Source organism: Bacteroidota bacterium, from assembly GCA_021300195.1.
Taxonomy (GTDB): Bacteria; Bacteroidota; Bacteroidia; order J057; family JAJTIE01; genus JAJTIE01.
The window spans coordinates 15,619-31,632 of the sequence record JAJTIE010000029.1 but is presented as its reverse complement, the minus strand read 5'-3'; the positions used below and the strand labels follow the sequence as shown (position 1 = coordinate 31,632).

The 16,014-nt window shown below is 60.1% G+C and carries 20 protein-coding genes; 11 read left to right on the top strand and 9 right to left on the bottom strand.

All coding sequences use genetic code 11. The annotated features are described in order from the left end of the window. Positions 1–23 precede the first annotated feature (23 nt). From LW884_07350 to nuoB, 8 genes are all read left to right on the top strand, one after another. On the top strand, positions 24–1,127 hold the full coding sequence (locus LW884_07350; protein MCE3008142.1) for a glycosyltransferase: 1,104 nt from the start codon (positions 24–26) through the stop codon (positions 1,125–1,127). Between the two features lie 98 nt (positions 1,128–1,225). Further along, positions 1,226–1,810: a hypothetical protein gene (locus tag LW884_07345; protein ID MCE3008141.1), complete on the top strand. Its 585-nt coding sequence runs from the start codon at positions 1,226–1,228 to the stop codon at positions 1,808–1,810. A 96-nt stretch (positions 1,811–1,906) separates the two neighbouring features. Beyond that, entirely contained in the window at positions 1,907–2,308 is a 402-nt protein-coding gene (gene ruvX / locus LW884_07340; GenBank protein ID MCE3008140.1) for a Holliday junction resolvase RuvX, read from the top strand. Between the two features lie 9 nt (positions 2,309–2,317). Continuing rightward, a complete protein-coding gene (gene def, locus LW884_07335) occupies positions 2,318–2,887 on the top strand; it encodes a peptide deformylase (GenBank protein MCE3008139.1) in 570 nt (189 codons plus the stop codon). Positions 2,888–3,019: 132 nt separating this feature from the next. Then, positions 3,020–3,262, top strand: coding sequence for a hypothetical protein (locus tag LW884_07330; GenBank protein ID MCE3008138.1), 243 nt, complete (start codon positions 3,020–3,022; stop codon positions 3,260–3,262). 92 nt (positions 3,263–3,354) lie between these two features. Continuing rightward, the gene (gene rsmG / locus LW884_07325; protein MCE3008137.1) at positions 3,355–4,005 is read left to right on the top strand and encodes a 16S rRNA (guanine(527)-N(7))-methyltransferase RsmG; all 651 of its coding nucleotides are present in this window, start codon (positions 3,355–3,357) and stop codon (positions 4,003–4,005) included. A 24-nt stretch (positions 4,006–4,029) separates the two neighbouring features. After that, complete coding sequence (locus LW884_07320; protein MCE3008136.1) at positions 4,030–4,398, top strand: NADH-quinone oxidoreductase subunit A; 369 nt, start codon at positions 4,030–4,032, stop codon at positions 4,396–4,398. Between the two features lie 144 nt (positions 4,399–4,542). Beyond that, positions 4,543–5,025, top strand: coding sequence for an NADH-quinone oxidoreductase subunit NuoB (nuoB, locus tag LW884_07315; protein MCE3008135.1), 483 nt, complete (start codon positions 4,543–4,545; stop codon positions 5,023–5,025). Positions 5,026–5,387: 362 nt separating this feature from the next. On the opposite strand, the gene LW884_07310 is transcribed toward nuoB, so the two are convergent. From LW884_07310 to LW884_07300, 3 genes are read right to left on the bottom strand one after another with little or no spacing between them, the layout of a single operon-like run. Further along, positions 5,388–6,119: a hypothetical protein gene (locus LW884_07310; protein MCE3008134.1), complete on the bottom strand. Its 732-nt coding sequence runs from the start codon at positions 6,117–6,119 to the stop codon at positions 5,388–5,390. Then, positions 6,112–7,758: a S8 family serine peptidase gene (locus LW884_07305; GenBank protein ID MCE3008133.1), complete on the bottom strand. Its 1,647-nt coding sequence runs from the start codon at positions 7,756–7,758 to the stop codon at positions 6,112–6,114. Before LW884_07305 ends, LW884_07310 begins: the two co-directional genes overlap by 8 nt. A 5-nt stretch (positions 7,759–7,763) precedes the next feature. Then, positions 7,764–8,483: a tetratricopeptide repeat protein gene (locus LW884_07300; GenBank protein MCE3008132.1), complete on the bottom strand. Its 720-nt coding sequence runs from the start codon at positions 8,481–8,483 to the stop codon at positions 7,764–7,766. A gap of 194 nt (positions 8,484–8,677) precedes the next feature. On the opposite strand from LW884_07300, the gene LW884_07295 reads away from it, so the two are divergent. The 3 genes from LW884_07295 to LW884_07285 all read left to right on the top strand — a co-directional run bounded on the left by LW884_07295 (position 8,678) and on the right by LW884_07285 (position 11,291). Beyond that, positions 8,678–9,799 carry a beta-ketoacyl synthase gene (locus tag LW884_07295; protein MCE3008131.1) on the top strand — a complete coding sequence of 374 codons (1,122 nt, stop codon included), beginning with the start codon at positions 8,678–8,680 and terminating at the stop codon, positions 9,797–9,799. Beyond that, positions 9,796–10,773 carry a pyridoxal phosphate-dependent aminotransferase family protein gene (locus LW884_07290; protein MCE3008130.1) on the top strand — a complete coding sequence of 326 codons (978 nt, stop codon included), beginning with the start codon at positions 9,796–9,798 and terminating at the stop codon, positions 10,771–10,773. The genes LW884_07295 and LW884_07290 overlap by 4 nt, the downstream gene beginning before the upstream one ends. 65 nt (positions 10,774–10,838) lie before the next feature. Then, entirely contained in the window at positions 10,839–11,291 is a 453-nt protein-coding gene (locus LW884_07285) for a low molecular weight phosphotyrosine protein phosphatase (GenBank protein MCE3008129.1), read from the top strand. A gap of 31 nt (positions 11,292–11,322) precedes the next feature. On the opposite strand, the gene LW884_07280 is transcribed toward LW884_07285, so the two are convergent. From LW884_07280 to LW884_07255, 6 genes are read right to left on the bottom strand one after another with little or no spacing between them, the layout of a single operon-like run. Continuing rightward, entirely contained in the window at positions 11,323–12,051 is a 729-nt protein-coding gene (locus LW884_07280; GenBank protein MCE3008128.1) for a superoxide dismutase, read from the bottom strand. Positions 12,052–12,110: 59 nt separating this feature from the next. Further along, positions 12,111–13,055, bottom strand: a complete 945-nt coding sequence (locus tag LW884_07275; protein MCE3008127.1) for a class I SAM-dependent methyltransferase — start codon at positions 13,053–13,055, stop codon at positions 12,111–12,113. Further along, positions 13,048–13,875: a CDP-alcohol phosphatidyltransferase family protein gene (locus tag LW884_07270; GenBank protein ID MCE3008126.1), complete on the bottom strand. Its 828-nt coding sequence runs from the start codon at positions 13,873–13,875 to the stop codon at positions 13,048–13,050. The genes LW884_07275 and LW884_07270 overlap by 8 nt, the downstream gene beginning before the upstream one ends. Beyond that, a complete protein-coding gene (locus LW884_07265; GenBank protein ID MCE3008125.1) occupies positions 13,862–14,437 on the bottom strand; it encodes a nicotinate-nucleotide adenylyltransferase in 576 nt (191 codons plus the stop codon). Before LW884_07265 ends, LW884_07270 begins: the two co-directional genes overlap by 14 nt. A gap of 3 nt (positions 14,438–14,440) precedes the next feature. Next, positions 14,441–15,010, bottom strand: a complete 570-nt coding sequence (gene gmk, locus LW884_07260) for a guanylate kinase (GenBank protein MCE3008124.1) — start codon at positions 15,008–15,010, stop codon at positions 14,441–14,443. Between the two features lie 40 nt (positions 15,011–15,050). After that, positions 15,051–15,935: a YicC family protein gene (locus tag LW884_07255; GenBank protein ID MCE3008123.1), complete on the bottom strand. Its 885-nt coding sequence runs from the start codon at positions 15,933–15,935 to the stop codon at positions 15,051–15,053. Between the last annotated feature and the right edge of the window lie 79 nt (positions 15,936–16,014).

Genomic DNA, 16,014 nt, shown 5'->3' with positions numbered 1-16,014 from the left:
CTGTACACCGCCACCCCTACCCCATGCTGGTAGTTTTCGGGTGGATCCTGCTGGGCCTGGTGGGGGCCTATGTACTGCACCAGCTGGTGCTGGCGGGGGTGCTGCTGCGCCGGATAGAAGTGGAGGAGCCAGACTACAGCCGGAAGCTCAGCATCCTGGTGGCAGCCAGAAATGAGGAGGCAAACATAGCCGCCTGCCTGGAGAGCCTGCTGGCGCAGCAGTATCCCGCCCAGCTGCTGGACATACACCTAGGCGATGATGCCAGTACGGACCATACGGCGCAGATTGTGCAGCACTATGCCGCGCAGCATGCACAGCTGCACTACCACGCCATAACTACCTGCCTGCCAGGCCAGGGGGGCAAGCAGAATGTACTGGCCCAGCTGGCGCCGCACGCACAGGGCGAGCTAATACTCATTACCGATGCCGATGTGGTGCACCCACCCCAGTGGGCAGCACGCCTGGCAGCGGGCTTTGCAGATGCGGGCACGGGTATGGTAACAGCGGCCACCCTGGTACAGGGGCGTGGCCTGGGCACCCGGCTACAAGCACTAGATTGGCTAATGGGCATCAGCCTGATGAAGGGATTCAATGACCTGGGCCTACCCATCAGCCCCGTAGGGAACAATATGGCCATACGCACCAGCGTGTACTGGCAGACGGGCGGCTATGCGCACATCCCCTTCAGCCTTACCGAGGACTACAAGCTGTGGGAGGCCGTGCGCCCCCTGGGCTACCGCCTGCGCTGGCAGATGCACCCCTGGCTGCTGGTGCGCAGCCAGCCCATCCGCAGCCTCGGCACCCTGCTTGCCCAGCGCAAGCGCTGGTTTCGGGGTGGGCAGGCTGGCCCCCGCTATGCGCTGGCCAGCTTTGGCCTTAGCAGCGGCTGCCACCTGGCCCTGCTGCTGGGGGCCGTACTGCTGCCCGTGGCTGTGTGGCTGCCCCTGCTGGTGGGCAAGGCCCTGGCAGACCTGGCCCTGCTGCTGGCAGCAGCTGTGCGCCTGCGGCAGCTGCGTCTGCTGTGGCTATTCCCCCTCTACCAGCCCTACCTGGCCCTAAACCTGATTGTGTATCTGCTATACTTCCCTTTTTCGGGCCGGGTGCGCTGGAAGGGCCGTACCTATTAGCCCGCCCACTTTTTCTGTTCCCCTGCTGGCGGGCACGATGTCCATTTGGCGTATATTCCGGCTCTTTCCATCCCAACGCCCAAAGCTTCCCTGGTTCTATGAACACACCCGAGTTTAGCGACCTCATCGCACGTAAATTCCCCCTGGATGAAAAGCGCGGCCTGTACCGCCAGCCCCAGCTGCCCAATGGCCCCCTGGCCAAGGTGCTGAATGACTATACCCGGCTACGACAGAAGGAGATACAAGCCTTCTACCGCTATGGCGGCCTGGTGGGCAGCAGCGGCAGCCTGGTGCTCACGCCCACACACTGCCACCACCCCCGGGGTCAGTTTGCCCTGCAGGACCTGCGCGGCGTTGGCCACGAAGGCAAAGTGCTACAGTTTCAGGTAAACATGAGCAGCGGAAACCTGACGGGCGTAGACTTCCGCTGCGACAGCGAGGCAGATGCCCGGCTACTGGCCGATTTCTTTGACCACCTGATCTATGCACCCCAGGCAGACAGCCTGCTGCAAGATGCGGCACCCAAAACCTATGCGGGCTACAGCCCCGAGGCCGTACAGTGGCTGGAGATACGCGATGAAGTGCTGCGCACCATCGACCTGCTGGCCCAGCGCTTTCAGGATGGGCGGCTAAACCTGCTGGAGTACGAAGAGAAAAAAGCCGACCTGCTGAGCCGCCTGTAGGGCCACGCTAGTGCCAGAATAGCGCAGATACGCCCTTGCCTGCCTATCTTTGCAAAAGCGCGGTGGGCAATACAGCCGGCCCGCAGCCTACACACAATGCCGCGTACCCTGGCCATAGACTACGGAGAAAAGCGCACCGGCCTGGCCTGGACAGACCCGCTGCGGCTGATAGCCACGCCCCTGCCGGCCTGCCACACACGCGAGCTGGATGCCCAGCTGCGGCGGCTGATAGCACAAGAGGTAGACACCCTTGTGCTGGGCTACCCCACGCGTATGGACGGAAGTGACACCCATATCACCGAACAGGTACGGGCACTGGCAGCGCGCCTCCAGGCCGAGTATCCCCAGGTGCAGCTGCACCTGCGAGACGAACGATTTACGAGCAAGCTGGCCAAACAGGCCCTGCATGCCGGGCAGGCCAGCCGGAAACAGAAACAGGATAAAATGCTGGAAAACAGCATCAGTGCCACCATCTTGCTTCAGGATTTTCTTCAATAACAATAAACTATGATCCTACCCATTACCCTATACGGCCAGCCAGTACTGCGCAAGCAGGGCCGCCCTGTAGGGGCCGATATGCCCGGCCTACAGCAGTTGATCGACAACATGTTCGAAACCATGTATCATGCCAGCGGCGTAGGCCTGGCAGCCCCACAGATAGGCCAAGACCTGCTGCTCTTCGTGGTGGATGCCGCTGCCATGGCGGAGAGTACCGAGGACACAGAAGAGCAGACCTTCCTGAAAACCTACCGCCGGGTGGTAATCAATCCGGAACTGGTGCATGAAAGCGGAAAGCCCTGGGGCTTTCAGGAAGGCTGCCTGAGCATACCCGGCATACGCGAAACCGTGCACCGCCAGCCCGACATTGAGGTGCGCTACCTGGATCAGAACTTCCAGCCCCAGCATGAGCAGCTAACCGGACTGGCTGCACGTGTGTTTCAGCACGAGTATGACCACATACGCGGCGTCCTGTTTACCGATCACCTAAGCCCCCTACGCAAGCAGCTCCTGCGGCCCAAGCTGAGCCGTATGGCAAAACACGGAGCCGAGCCGGGATACCCGGTCGTTTTGCCCTAAAATGCACCGCACGTTCATATAACATTCACGTAATATTCAGGACTATTAACAGCGCTCACATTGAATCTGGGTTAAAAAGTTGTTATATTTGTTTCCTCTTACGAGTAGTTATCGAATTTTTTATCTGTAGATATGAACGTGAAAGAACTCCAAGACCGCATTTTCCTGGCAAAGCGTTTCCTGAATACCGAAATGACCCACTGTAAGCTACAGGATGGTCAGGCACAACTGGAACTGCGCCAAATCATCAACCACCTGGATATCATCCGCGAGGTGGAGCGTACCGGCCTGCGTAGGCTGGAGGATGTGCAGAGCGTAAAGATCGAGCGCGTGCTCACTTCTGTAGAGACCGTAATGAGCCTCAGCAAGAACTAGGCACACCTGGAATCCTGTTGTAACCTGGGCCAAAACAGAACCAAAAAGAAAAGGTCGCCAGCTTTGGGCGGCCTTTTTTAATGCCCGCATCTATGCAACCGAATGACCTGGGGCGCTACCTGCCCAGCCTGACAGAGACACAGCTGCAGCAGCTGGGTCAGCTAGCCACTGCTTTTCTGGACTGGAACACCCGCGTAAACCTGGTGAGCCGCAAGGATGCGGAAAACCTGAGCGAACGCCACCTGCTACACAGCCTGTCTATTGCACTATACTGGCAGCCGGCACCAGGCGCACAGGTGCTAGACATAGGCTGCGGGGGCGGCCTGCCAGGCCTACCCCTGGCCCTGCTATTCCCGCAGGTGCAGTTCACCCTACTGGACAGCATAGGCAAAAAAATAGACGCGGTAAGAGACATGGCCCAGCAGCTGGGCCTGGCCAATGTGCAGGCTATATGGGGCCGCGCCGAGCAGCACCCCGCACGCTACGACTATGTGCTGGGCAGGGCCGTTACCCGTCTTCCCGCCTTTGTACAGCTGGCCAAGCCCCACCTAAAACCCCCACTGACGGCCACCGAGCCCAGGCCCGGAAACCTGGATCGCGGAATCCTGTACCTGAAAGGAGGCGACTTTCGAGGCGAACTGGAGGAGGCGGGCTGCCAGTACCAGCTGTTCCCCCTCACTCAGCCCCTGGATCTTCCGTTTTATGAAACAAAAATGCTTGTCTATTTGCACGATTGCCGATAGCTTTGCAATCATTACCCTACCCCTATGCTACAGGATTATCTAGGCTTCGTAGTCATGTTCGCCGTAGCGGCCCTGCTGGGCCTTGCGCTACCCATCCTGCACCAGCTGCTGGGGCCACGCAGGCCCAACTACAAGAAGCTGATGCCCTATGAGAGCGGCATGGACCCCATAGGTAGCGCCCGAGACCGCTTCAGCGTAAAGTTCTACCTGATAGCCATGCTCTTTATTATATTCGATATCGAGGTGATCTTTATGTACCCCTGGGCCGTGCAGTACAAGGAGCTGACCGCCATGTTTGGCCTATACCCGCTACTGGAGATGGGTGCCTTTGTACTCATCCTGTTTGTGGGATACATATACCTCTACAAAAAGGGCGGCTTCAACTGGGACTAGCCACTGCCAGCGGGTGGTGAAAAGAGCAGAAGTGGTATAGAATCTAGCCCTGCAACATCCCACCCCACAACGCATAGACCCGGGGAGGCCGGCACCTAAACCAAACAAGCATTTCCATTGTATTACTAAAAATAAAAGAGGAACATGGGACTGGAAAAAGCACTCGCACAGAACGGATTTGTAACCACCACCGTGGATGCCCTGACCAACTGGGCACGCGCCAATGCGATGTGGCCTATGCCCATGGGCCTGGCCTGCTGCGCGATAGAGATGATGGCCTTTGCCGGCCCAAAGTATGACGCAAGCCGCTTTGGTAGCGAGGTAATGCGCTTCTCGCCTCGCCAGGCCGACCTGATGATCGTGGCTGGCTGGTGCTCCTACAAGATGGTCCACGCCATCAAGCGTGTGTGGGACCAGATGCCCGACCCAAAGTGGTGTATGGCCATGGGGGCCTGTGCCAGCACAGGCGGTATGCACCGCGTGTATGGCGTAGTGCAGGGCTGCGATAACTTCCTGCCTGTAGATGTGTATCTGCCCGGATGCCCGCCCCGACCCGAGGTGGTGATCCACGGCCTGATGGAGATACAGAAGAAGGTAAAGGAGCAGCACTCCATTGCGCAAGACTAGGCAAGAATCGGCCTTAGTACGGAGCGGTACCTACCCGCGCAGGCTGCCCCATGCGGAGAGGTCGTAAATCAGCATCACACTGGGCGGCAAACTTTCCTTCAGCCCTCTTTATTCCCTAGACGGGGTATGTAGCGTAGGCGGTTCCAGAACTGCGCTGCTGCACATTCCTGAAGACTGGGATAGAAAAAGCGCACTGCTAAGGAAAATACCCCCTACAGGATCGGATACCAAAAAGTCCTCACACACTCCGGGCTTAAGTTAGCTAGTGATAAAAGGAAACTTCCTATGCGCTTGCATGCATCTGGAAAATGCAAAGCAACCCACTAGGGCACAGCACAGAAAGTGCACACCTATCGGAAAGATTAGTCGCCGTCCGCACCAATCAGGAAGTCCAGCGAAACCGTGTACTTCGGCAGCTGAACGGGTAGCTCATCCTGATCGAATAGATCCTCGGGCCGGTAGAGCACGTGTACCGAAACAGCATTCCAGCCCAGGCGGCCCCAAAAAGCATAATTCAGCCAGGTGGACTGATAGAAGCGCATATCGCGCCGTGTTACTATGTCGTTCCCATTTCGCGGATCCTCAAAGCGGGTAACCAGGCGATTGCCCAATGTAAGCAGGGCCGAAGCACCCAGATCCAGGTAGGCTCCCAGCTTTTGTTCATCGGGCTTCTTCAGGTGAATACGCAAGCCCAAGGTGGGTTCCAGGGTTACATGGTTTAGCGTTTGCTTTCGATAGTCGACGGAATCCGGAAACACCTTTTCGCTCTTCTCCTCATTAAAGCGGTAGCCTGTGGTGGCTATGCGCAGGCCATACAGGCTGCTGAGACGAGAGAAGTGGCGGAGCTGATACTGCAGACCATAATGCAGGCTAACCCGACTGGTAGGGTCTACCTCGATGTTCCCGCTGGTACCCCCGTAGGTAAAGCCGAAGCCAAAATTCGACACCAGAAAATGGGATCCACTTGCCCTATATTGTCCGTCTTCATTGTCCACGCTGTCTGGCAGGCGAACAATTTCTCTCAGCACAATGGTCTGGCCTACAGCCGCCGGACCGCATAGTGCCAGAAACAGGATGAGAACCGGCTTAATCATGCCGACCGATGGGGAGTGCTTGGGTAAAACCTTCATAATGGAAGCGAATAACATCTGTTTGAGGATCGAGGCGGTAGTTGGCATCGTAGGTATTGATGCTCAGCTTGATGACACCCTTACCGGTAACCTGTGCCACAAAAAACGCCTTCAGTACCCCTGCCTGGTCGGCTACGTGGTAAAAAATCATACCGGGCTGGTCAGTTCCGGGGAGTAGCACCCGATCCAGCAGCGCGTAGGCCTCCTGATATTTTTTGCCTTTGCGCTTACCCTCTGTGTACTCATTTACCCGGATGCGCACGGTGGTGTCGGGCTGCGCATTTTCGTGCAGCAGCTTGCGTGCCTGCGGTATGCCATAGCCGTGGGCATAGTCGTAGTAGGGCGCCAGGTGCCCGGTCCGCTCAATGCGTGCCTTCAGCTCCATAGCCGTCAACCCGGGCAGGTACTGGCGTGCACATGCGGCAAAGCCCGCCACCAGCGGCGCGGCAAAGCTGGTGCCGTATGCCAGGGTCAGCTCCTCGCCATTGTACACCGCAGTATGGCCGGGTGCACATACGTTTGGCTTCAGCCGGCCATCGGCAGTGGGGCCATAGCTGGTAAAGCCAATGGCATAGTCCGTAGTAGGGTCGGTGCCGCCCACGGCCATCACACTGTCTGCGTCGGCAGGTGTTATCAGATATTTCCAGCTATTACTGCCCTCATTTCCGGCAGCATTGATGACCAATATGCCTTTGCTGGCGGCTACATTGGCTGCCCGGCTCACGTAGCTGCTGCGTCCATCCATCTGGCTCGGATGGTAGCGGGGCCGGTTATAGCCCAGTGAGCTGCTGATTATGTCGGCCCCTTCCTTGTCGGCCCACTCGGCAGCTTGCATCCACCACACCTCCTCCTCAAAGGGTTCTCCCACGGCCTTTTCCGTACGGGCCAGCAGGAAGCTTGCCTCCGTAGCCAGACCAATGGGCTTGCTGGCTGCCATACCGCCTATGCAGCTCAGTACCATGGTGCCATGGTCGTTATGGTCATACACATTTTCCGTGCTCTCCACAAAGTCCCAGGTTTTCAGTATGCGCATGTGCGAGAAAGCCGGAGCTTTGTTTACCTCCGGAAAGCCTGCGTCGAACACCGCAACGGTAACGCCCTTGCCTGTCAGGCCGTGCGCCCGCAGGCTATCCATGCCCAGGCGCTGCATCTGGTAGGCCCGGTAGGCCTCAGCTTTCTCATTATCATCGCCCATAGCGCCCACCTGGCTACTCATACGGGCCCCAAGTGCTGCGGGCTGTGCCTCGGCCACCAGCTGGTAGCGGTCTACCAGGCGCACACCGGGCAGCTGCTCCAGGGCTGCCAGCTGGGCCTCTGTGGCACGCACTGCCAGGGCGTTCAGCCACCGGCTGGCATAGTACACCGTATCCACACGCTCCGATACCTGCTGCAGGTAATCTGCCCGCACGGGCAGGTCGGTATACGCATGGCTTGGCAGGCCCAGCAGCTGCCTACGCAGCTGGGCTTGCGGGCTGAAGTAGTCCGCAGGTACCAGTGTGCTTCCCTGCTTGTCGGCCAGGTGTACCCACGCATACTGGGCCACAGCCACCCCGCCGGGCAGCAGGGCCAGCTGGCACAGAAGTAGAATCCGGCTTAACCTCATGCTCGTTATTTCTTCGGTGCTTTCTGCATATCCTCCAGGTTAGCCTTGGGGAGGACAAAGTCCTTATCCAGGGCGAGGGCTTGCTCGAAGCTTTTCGTGGCTTTTTCCAGGTCTCCCGCCTCGCGCTGCAGCACGCCCAGCACATTGTAGGCGGCTGCCTTTACCACCACCTCTTGCTGCCGGTTCTGCTCCAGGGTAATCAGCACCTTTTGGGCATCGGCCTGGGGGTGATTGAGGAGCTGCTGCAGGCTCTGTTCGCACTCAAACATGCGCTTCAGGCTATACTGGATTACCGCAATCTGGTACAGGTGGTAGGCGGATTCGCTCAGTTTATAGAGCCGCTCATAATGATCCAGGGCCTCCTTTACGGCTCCAATGTTTTGGTACGAAACAGCCACAATCTCCAGTACACGCTGGTTTTCGGGCTGCTGGGCCAGCACTTCATTACCCACGGTGATGGCCTGCAGGTTTGCCCCCATGGCGAAGAACATCACAGAGAGGGAGTCCTTCAGGCCCATGTTGTCAGGCTGGGCGGTTATCTCGTAGTACAGGGCATTGGCCGCTGCCCGAAAGTCGTTGTACGAACGCGCCAGGCTGTACACCTGCATGTGCTCGCTCCGGCTACTTGGGGCTGATGTGGCCGCCGGGGCAGGTGTGGGCTCTGCCTTGGTTCGCTGCTTCTGCGCATAGGCACCGCTACCAGGCAGGCCCAGTACCACAAGCATAGCTACCCCCATCAGATTTGCTAAATTCAAACGCATGGCTTTATCAATTAGTTATCGGGGCAAAAGTACACAAAGCCGATCAAATCCGCACGCGATTTTGCAAACATGGGTAAGCCCACATAGCAGGCAGCAAGGGCGCCCATAAACCGCCAAAGCTAGTACCTTTGCACCCGGGTAGAGAGTACCTGGGAGAAATGGCAAGCGGAACAGGAATCTACATAGTAGGTGCCGGCGGGCTGTATGGCACACAGCCCGAGGCAGATGTGCACCTGGGGGTTTCGGTAGTGCAGCTGGGCCCACACAGGGCGGCCCAGCTGGCCGAGCTGCGTGCAGCGCACGCCCTGGCGCGGGCAGACCGATCGGCCCTGCTGGCCCTGCTGGCAGCCCGGACTGCCATGGCAGCCGCAGGCTGGGAACCTGGCACGGCCATGGGCATAAACGTAGGGAGCGCACGGGGTGCTACCGAGCAGCTGGAGTATCACCACCGGCAGTTTATCGACCAGGGCTATACGCATTCACAGGCTTCGCCTTCCACCACTGCGGGCCAGCTGGCGGCCCTGCTGGCGCAGCAGCTGGGGGCCACCAACGGCCCGGTTTTTTCGCACAGCATCACCTGTAGCAGTGCTGGTTTTGCCCTGGCCAATGCCGTGGCCTGGCTGCGGGCCGGCATGGTCAGCCGCTTCCTGGCCGGGGGGGCCGAGGCACCGCTTACCCCCTTTGTAGTGGCGCAGATGCAGGCACTGGGCATCTACGCTGCGGCCGAGGCACCCTATACCGCCTGGCCCTGCCGCCCCCTATCTGCCCAGGCCAGGGGGATGATATTGGGCGAGGGGGCCGCCCTGTTTGCCCTGACCACGGAGACCGCCGGGGCACAGGCACGCATCCTGGGCCTGGGGTTTGGCAATGAGCGGGTGCCCAGTGCTACGGGTATTACCCCCACGGGCGACTGCCTATACGCCAGTATGCAGGCAGCACTGGCCGATGCCGGATGCACGCCAGATGCCGTAGACCTGGTGCTGGCGCACGCCCCGGGCACCCGTGTGGGCGATTCTGCCGAACAGGCCGCCCTGGGCCGCCTATTCGGCACCCTTATGCCCGCACGCTACAGCACCAAATGGTACACGGGCCACACCTTTGGAGCCTCGGCCGGCATAAGCCTGCTGGTGGCCCTGGGGCTGCTGCAGGGCGAACCCCTGCCCCCCGTGCCCTTCGAGTCGGAAATGCGTGCACCCGAGCCCGACCAGGTGCAGCGCATCCTGATCAATAGCGTGGGTTTTGGCGGAAATGCCGTATCGATCCTGATTAGCCGCGTATGACAGAGCCAGACTGGGACACCCACCTGGCCCAGGATGCGCCCACAGGCAGCACAGGCAGCAGGCTACTGGCGGGCAATAGCGAGCTGGCCATGCAGGTAGAAGCACAGATAGCCGCCTACCATGGGGCAGAGGCGGGGCTGCTGTTTGCCTCGGGCTATCAGGCCAATGTGGGGCTATTCCAGGCACTGGCCGGGCGGGGAGATACCATCCTGTACGACGAGCACATACATGCCAGCATGCGCGATGGCATCCGGCTGAGCCTGGCGCAGGCCTTTCGCTTTCGGCACAACGACCTGGACGACCTGCAGGCACGCCTGGCACGCGTACCGCAGCCCGGCACAGGCCGGGTGCTGATAGCGGTGGAGGCCCTATACAGCATGGAGGGAGACACGGCCCCCCTGGGGGCCCTGGCCCAGCTGTGCGCACGCACCGGTGCACGCCTGGTGGTAGACGAGGCCCACAGCAACGGAATACTGGGCCCACAGGGGCGCGGCCTGGCTACACACCCAGCCATTGCCCCCTGGTGCCTGGCACGGGTATACACCTTTGGCAAGGCACTGGGCAGCCATGGGGCCATTGTGCTGGGCAGCACTACCCTGCGAGACTATTTGGTCAATTTCTGCCGTAGCTTTATCTACACCACAGCGCCCCCCGCACACACGCTGTATACGCTGCAGGCGGCCTACCAGCTGCTGCCGGGGCTAGAGGCCGAGCGCCAGCTACTACAGGTGCACACGGGCCGGCTACGGGCTGCGCTACAGGCCAGTGGTCGCCCCTTTGTGGGTGGAGACAGCCCCATCTTTGGGGTACTGGCGGGGGGAGATATGGCCCAGCTGCTGCAGGCACTGGCCCCCGTGCAGGTACTACCTGTGCGCAGCCCCACCGTAGCCCGGGGGCAAGAGCGGGTGCGCATCTGCCTCCACAGCTTCAATACCCCCGATGATGTGTCCTTGCTCATCGGATGCCTAAGCTAGCACGGCTGGCACAAATGGGCCGAAAACGCTACTTTTGTGCCATGGTCGGTGTCTTGTTTATCTGCATGGGAAACATCTGCCGCTCCCCGCTGGCCGAGGTTCTGTTTAGAGCCAAGGTGGAAGCAGCAGGCCTGGCGCATCAGTTTGAGATAGACAGCGCGGGCACAGGCAGCTGGCATGAGGGCGAGCGAGCCGACAGCCGGTCCATAGCCGTAGCAGCCAGGCACGGGCTGGAGATCCCCGGCCGGGCGCGGCAGATCCGGCCCAGGGATGTGCGCACATTCCGATACCTGGTGGTGATGGACGTACTGAACTATGCGGCCGTACAGCAGCTGAGGCAGACACGTGAGACCGACAGCGAGCTACTGATGATACGCACCTTCGACCCCCGGCAGGATGGCGACGAGGTGCCCGACCCCTACAGCCTGTCCGACGACGCATTCGACGAAGTGTACGCCATCCTGGACCGCAGCACTGCGGGTCTGCTGGCCTACATCCGCGATCAGCACAGGCTCTAGTACCTTGCTGCCCACCTGGTCCGCGGCGGGCTTAGTCCTCTTCTGGCTCCAGCTCCTCTGGCTGGTGTGCGTACTGCTTACGCAGGCATGCACGCTCATCCTGTGTCAATGGGGGGATCAGGCCGCCGGTTAATGCCAGTTTCTGGGCCTCCAGGTAGCGGCAGTACACCTCTTCCCAGTTCAGCACCTGCCAGAATGCCTGCACGTAGGCTGGCCGCCGGATGCCAAAGTCGAACAGGTAGGCATGCTCCCACAGGTCTAACCCAATGAGCGGATAGCCGCCCGGCTCCACATGCGGCATGTAGGGATGATCCTGGTTGGCCGTGCTGTAGAGATACAGCTCATCGGGGCCATATACCAGCCAGCACCAGCCCGAGCCAAATCGGCCTGCCGATGCGGCAGAAAACTCCTCCTTGAAGCGCATCAGGCTACCAAATCGCGCATTCAGTACCGCTTCCAGCTCGGGGGGGATTGGGTGGGGGCCCCCCGGTTTCAGCAAACTGTAGAATAAGCTATGGTTCAGGTGGCCGCCGCCACAGTTACGCAGGGTACGGCGCATGGGGGCAGGCATCAGGCGCATGTGGGCCACCATCTTTTCGATGGGCAGAGACTGCAGCCCGGGATTCACTTTGAGGATGGCATTCAGCTTGTTCAGGTAGGTGGGGTAGTACTTGTCGTAGTGCAGCCGCAGAGTTGGCTCGGCCATAAACGGCACCAGTGCCTCCCACGCAAACCCCAGGGGTGTTCGTTGTATTAACATCGACGTATATAACGCGAACCAGGCGAAATGGTTTAAAATTTCCCATTCCAGATGTCGGTCTATCCCTGTTGTTGCGGGGCATTTTTCCCGGAACCCGCCTTTGCATGCTCCGGATGCCCGTAGTGTAGGCGGGCAAAAATGCCGGCGGGCAGCTGCCGCTTTCCGGCGGTTTCTGGCAGCACCAGTTCGCCCAGGGCTAGTTCGCCCAGCTTGTGGGCGGGCAGGTGGCTCTGCAGCAGGTTGCCCAGAATAAGGGGGGAAAAACCCATACTGTACGCATTGAAGACCATAAATGCCCTGTCGGGGTTTAGCATCCGGGTGGCGTGCTGCACCAGTTCATCCACCAGGTCCTCCAGCTTCCAGCGCTCCCCATTTGGGCCGTGGCCAAAGGCGGGTGGATCCATAATAATCCCCTCATAGGTCTGGCCCTTACGGGCTGCACGCTGCACATACTTCAGGGCATCCTCCACCAGCCAGCGCACACCATCCAGCTTGCTTAGCCGCAGGTTTTCGTTTGCCCAGCTCACCACCTGCTTTACACTGTCCACGTGTGTTACCTGCGCCCCTGCTGCCTGGCAGGCCAGGGTAGCCCCGCCGGTGTAGGCAAAAAGGTTGAGCACCCGGGGCTGCGTGTGCTTTCGGCACTGGGCATAGGCATAGTCCCAGTTGGCAGCCTGCTCAGGAAACAGGCCCACGTGCTTGAAAGCCGTTAGCCCCAGGCGAAAGCGCAACTGGTACTGCGGGTGTGTGTAGGCCAGCTGCCACTGCTCAGCTACTCCCTTCTTCAGGGGGTGCCACTTGCCCTTGTGGCTACCCTGCTGCTCAAAGCGCAGGTGGGCCAGCCGGTCCCAATCCTTTCGGGCCCCGTGCGGCTGCCACACGGCCTGTGGCTCGGGGCGGATAAGAACCTGCTGCCCAAAGCGCTCTAGTTTCTCAAAGCCACCGCTATCCAGCAGTTCATAGTCTGCAAAGTAGCGGGGTTCTTCCAGCAGCCACTTAGCCATGCTGCACGGGTTCGGGTGGGGTGGCGGGCTGCATTCGGTAGGTTTTGCGCGCCAGCAGCGAGCACAGCAGGTAGCCGAGGCCCAGGGGAAGGGCAGCCAAGCCACCCAGCCAGGCTAGCAAGCCCCCTGCCAGGCCCAGGAAGATGAGGTGGTAGCGGTGCTGCCGCCAGCTCAGGTTCTTCATCTTGAAGGAGAGCATGGGCCAGGTACTAAGCATAAGCCCCGCCAGGATCAGGTTCATCAGGAAGAGCGAGGCCGGATGGATAAGGCTGTAGGCCAGCAGGGTATTATTGGGTGCCTCGAAGAGGAACCACAGGCTCATCCGCGCATCGTTGAACAATAGCCCCAGCAGGGCCACAAACAAGCCCGCTGCTGGGGCGGGCAGGCCCTGAAAGTAGGGCCGAGGGGTAGTGTCGGCTGCAAAGCGGCTGAGGCGCCAGGCAGCCGCAGTGGGTAGCAGCAGGCAGCTCAGCCGTGCCAGCCACGCGGCGGTGCTCCAGTCGGCCTGGTTGGAATCGGTGGGGCTGGCATACAGGTAGTTGCTGGCCAGGCTGAAGAGTAGTACGCCTGGGGCTACGCCAAAGCTTACCAGGTCTGCCAGGCTATCCAGCACCTGGCCCTGGGCGCTGTAGGCCTGTAGCCTGCGGGCTGCAAAGCCATCCAGAAAGTCGAACACGGAGGCCAGCAGGATAAGCAGGGCTGCCAGGCTGATATGGGTAGGGCTAAACCCCTGGTGCGGAAAGCTGAAGGCTACGGCGGCAGTGCCACAGGCCACATTCGCCAGGGTCAGCAGGTTGGGTATATGCTTACGGATGGCCATAGAGGTGTCGGGATTGGATGTAGTGCAGGGCAGGGTCGGGCACCAGGTAGCGGGCCGATCTGCCCTGGGCCAGCAGCTGGCGGATGCGCGTGGCAGAAATCCCCATCAGGGGTGCCTCTACCAGTCGCACATGGGGGTGGTGCACGCTTGGCAGCTCTACCCCCGGGCGCGGATATACGTAGATGGGATAGTGGGCCACAATGGCCTCATAGTTCTTCCAGCGGTGCAGGCTGGCCAGGTTATCGGCACCCATGATGAGGCAGAAAGAGGTGCGGGGGTAGCGGGCGCTAAGCACGCCCAGGGTATCTATGGTGTAGCTGGGCTTGGGCAGGGCAAACTCTACGTTGCTAGCCCGCACCCGCTCATTGCCCGCCAGTGCCAGCTCGCACAGGTGCAGGCGGTCTACCTCATTCAGCAGTTGGGCTTTGGGCTTTAGGGGGTTGTGGGGCGATACCACCAGCCATACCTGGTCCAGGCCCGTCTGGTCTGCCATTGCCTCGGCAATAACCAGGTGGCCCAGGTGGATAGGGTTGAAGCTGCCGAAAAAAAGCCCTACTTTCATGTGCTACAGGCGGGTAAACTGGCGGATGAGGGTCTCCATCCGGTGGGTGGCCTGGTCCAGCCGGTCGTTTACGATTTGTGCATCAAATTGATCGGCCATGGCCAGCTCGTAGGCCGATTTATCCAGGCGGCGCTCTATGTCCTCGGGGGTCTCGGTACCGCGGGCAATGAGGCGCTGGCGCAGGATATCCAGGCTGGGGGGATTTACAAAAATGCTGAGGGCATGTGTGCCAAACTGCTGCTTCAGGTGGATGCCCCCTATGGCATCCAGCTCAAATAACGGGATGCGCCCAAGGGCCTGGATGCGTTCCACTTCATCTTGCTGGGTGCCGTAGTAGCGGCCCTGGTACACTTCTTCCCACTCGATGAAGCGGCCCGCTGCTATGCGTGCCTTGAACTCGGGCACCGACAGGAAGTAATAGTCCACCCCCTCCTGCTCGTGGGGCCGGGGGGCGCGGGTGGTGGCCGATACGGAGAACATCAGCTCCGGTATCTGCTTCATCACAGCGCGCACCAAGGTGGTCTTGCCTGCGCCACTGGGGGCGGATACGATGATGATGGGGCCTTCCTTCATGGCTTGGGCGCACAAATTAGCCAAAAAAACAGGGGCCGTCCTACAGAATGTTCATCAGTTGCTCCTTCAGCTTTTCCAGCTCGTCCTTCATCTGCACCACCAGGTTTTGAATCTGCAGGTCGTAGGACTTTACCCCTAGGGTGTTCACCTCTCGCCATAGCTCCTGCACAATGAATAGCAGCTTTCGGCCCTGGCCTTTCTCCTCGTCCAGGGTCTGGTCAAAGTTGTCCAGGTGGGCGGCCAGGCGCACTTGCTCCTCATTGATGTCGTATTTTTCCAGGTAGTAGATCAGCTCCTGCTGCAGGCGCTCTTCGCTCATGCTCAGGCCTTCGCCCAGCTCGCCAAAGGCAGCGGTAATGCGGCTGCGTATGGCCTCTACCCGCCCCTGCGCATACTGTGGCACCTGGGCGGCCAGCCTGCGCACCTGGCGTATGCGTGCCTGCAGGTCTTGCTGCAGGGCTGCGCCCTCCTTGTTTCGCTCGGCCAGCAGGTTGTCCAGGGCCATGTCTACAGCAGCCTGCACCAGCTTCCATTCGTCCTCGCCCACCTGCTCGGCCCGCTGCTCGGCCACTACCCCAGGCAGGCCCAGCAGGCTCTCCAGGCTCAGCGGGCGCGGATCGCCCAGCTCCAGCTGTAGCTGGCTCAGTGCTGTGTAGTAGGCTTTCAGCAGGGGGGTGTTTACCTGTACGGGGCTTTCGCCCTGGGTGGCACCCTGGCGCTCCACCGTCAGCACCATGCTGATCTTGCCCCGTTCCAGCCGGGCTGCCAGCAGGTTTTTCAGGCGGATCTCCTGGTGGAAATAAGCGGGGGGCAACCGGATGTATATCTCGGCGTTTCGGCTGTTCAGGCTCTTTAGCTCGGCCGTAATCTGCAGGTCTGCGTCGGAGGCTTTGCCTATTCCGTAGCCGGTCATACTCTGTATCATCCTGCAAATAAGAAATAAAGGCCATATAACGAGCCCGTGGCCGCAAGGTTATAGCATGCCCAGCCTGTAGGCTTCTCCT